Genomic DNA, 2369 nt, shown 5'->3' on the forward strand with positions numbered 1-2369 from the left:
GCGCAGCCAGGACCGCGTGTACGAAACGGCCGACTACCCTACCTTGCTGCGCCTGCGCAGCCAGGACCGCGTGTACGAAACGGCCGACTACCCTACCTTGCTGCGCCTGTTCGCCATCGGCCGTGTGCAGGCCATCCTGAATATCAACACGAACTGGAGGCCAATGCTGGCCGACTCCTCGCTGGCGGGCCACTTCCAGATCGCCGATTGGGCGCCGCGCGAGACAGTGGTTGGCTCCCTGGTACTGTCGCGCAGCCGCATCCCGCCTGAAGTAGCCCAGCGTTTCGAAAAGGCTTTGCACGAGATGCGCGAAGACGGCACTCTGCGCGCCATCTACGGCAAGCACGCCGACCCGCGCGTGGCAGACAGCATGATGCTGCACTAACCGGGCAATATCGTCCGCAACCCATTGCGACAAGGATCACCGGCGGAGAATACGCAGAAGGACTTGAGCGCTGCGTCGCCGGAAATTGCTGGTCAGGACACTGACCGATTAATCCTTCGGCGCGACAGGATCGATATTGGTCCAGTTGCGCAGCAGGCCAAGCGCCACCGCCAGCAAAGTCGGGCCGATGAAGAGGCCGACGAAACCAAACGCGATCACGCCACCCAATACGCCCAGCAGCACCAGCAGGAAAGGCAGGCTTGAGCCGCGGCTGATCAGCATCGGCTTGACCACGTTATCCACGCCGCTGATGACGAGCGTGCCGTAGATCAGCATGAAGATGCCCCAGCCGGTGGAACCCTGCGCGAACAGCCAGATCGCAGCGCCGCCCCAGATCAGCGGCGGACCAACGGGAATCAGAGAGAACAGGAAGGTCGCTACTGCGAGCAGCGCTACTGCAGGCACACCGGCAATCAGGAAGCCGACCGCCGCCACGGCAGCYTGCGCCAGCGCGGTGCCGAGCAAGCCGTACATCACGCCGCTGACTGTGCGGCTCACCGTTTCCGCCACCTGTTTCGAATGCTCGCCCATGATCTTGTCCAGCGCCACATGCAGCGCAGCGACCAGGGTGGCGCCATCGCGGTACAGAAAGAACGCGACAAACGCGGCCAGGCTGACCTGGGCCAGGCCACTGCCCAGCACAATGCCGCTGCCAAGCAGGAAGTGGCGCGCCGGTTCCATGTAGCGCTTGGCCACAGCAACCAGCTCCTCTTTGCTGCTCAGGATATTGCGCACGTAAGCGTCCACCTGTTCACCGACCATCGGGATCTGCTTCAGCCAGGCCGGCGGTTCGATCGTGCCCGCGTCGAGTGCGTCCTTGATGCCGTGATAAAACTCGGCGGCGTTGTCCGCGATATTCCAGGTGACCAGCGCCAATGGCAGCAGGATCACCAGCACCAGAGAGGTTGTCATCACCGCCGCCGCCAGCGTCCTGCGCTGCTTCATGCGGCCCAACAGCTTCTGGTACAAGGGCCAGCTTGAAATGGCAATCGCTGCGGCGAACAGGATCGCCGCGAGAAATGGCTTGAGCACCAGCAGACAGCCAATCGTCAAAAAGACAATCGCTGCCAGCCGCGAATATGGTTGAAATCTTTTTTCCATAAACGCAAGCTTATCAGGAAAGCAGCGAACACCCCTCGTCCGCTCACACCTGTTTGCTGCGCATCGCCTTAAAGCTCAGGGACAGCGCCGATACCAGGAAATAGAAGGCGCCAAATCCAGCATAACCCGCAACGGTAATGATCGATGGTTCTTCAGGCTTGCCGGCCTGAATGATAAACACGGCCCCTGCGAGCGCCGATTGCGCGCCGCTCAGCACCATTGCCCATTGCGCGCCGAAAGACTTCCAGCGGCGGAGAGCCGTGCCAAGTTGCAGAAGTCCCGACAAAATGGCCCAGGCGCCGAATACGGCCAGCACCTGATGCATCTCGGGCAGCACAAAGCCAACCGCAGCCGCAACGACCAGACTGGCGAGAACGTTGAGTGCCTGAGTGCGATTGCTGGCGAGGCCGCCACTATGCGAACCGTCGGCCAGGTTGGCCATGGAATCCCAGGCGGGGTAGCAGATCAGCAACGCCGCCGCGAGCGCGGCCGAGTGCCGTCCCACGCTGAACGCCGCAGCGACCCACGCTATGGAAAACGCTGCCCGGACAAAGTAATACTTCTTCAGCCACTGTTCCTGTGCAATATGCGGATTATTCATTTACTTACCTACTAGTTGGTAGATTAAAAGGATAAAAAAACACTATTTCTTCGCAAAAATACGATCCAGCTGCGGCGCCATGATCAGGCYGAAGACGCCAGGGTCACCATAGGCACGGGCGGACAGCATTGCACCATGCACCGTTGCCATGAAGGCTTCGGCTTCAATGCGCGGCTCCTGCGTCAGCATCACGAGGCCCTGCTGCAGTCCTCGCTCCAGCAC

The 2369-nt window shown here is 60.9% G+C and carries 2 protein-coding genes and 2 pseudogenes; 1 reads left to right on the plus strand and 3 read right to left on the minus strand.

Going from position 1 to position 2369, the window contains the following annotated elements:
- Nucleotides 1-385, plus strand: a pseudogene (locus AB4Z11_RS29585) (hypothetical protein); the annotation flags it as partial.
- Between the two features lie 108 nt (nucleotides 386-493).
- Here the strand turns inward: AB4Z11_RS29585 and AB4Z11_RS29590 are convergent.
- The 3 genes and pseudogenes from AB4Z11_RS29590 to AB4Z11_RS29600 form a co-directional block, all read right to left on the minus strand.
- Entirely contained in the window at nucleotides 494-1546 is a 1053-nt protein-coding gene (locus AB4Z11_RS29590; RefSeq protein ID WP_442029435.1) for an AI-2E family transporter, read from the minus strand.
- Between the two features lie 43 nt (nucleotides 1547-1589).
- Nucleotides 1590-2147 (minus strand): DUF308 domain-containing protein, encoded by a 558-nt coding sequence (locus AB4Z11_RS29595; protein WP_442029437.1) that lies wholly within the window; start codon nucleotides 2145-2147, stop codon nucleotides 1590-1592.
- Nucleotides 2148-2189: 42 nt separating this feature from the next.
- Nucleotides 2190-2369: pseudogene (locus AB4Z11_RS29600) on the minus strand (TetR/AcrR family transcriptional regulator); the annotation flags it as partial.

This window comes from Pseudoduganella sp. RAF53_2 (genome assembly GCF_052113985.1).
Classification (GTDB): Bacteria; Pseudomonadota; Gammaproteobacteria; order Burkholderiales; family Burkholderiaceae_D; genus Rugamonas.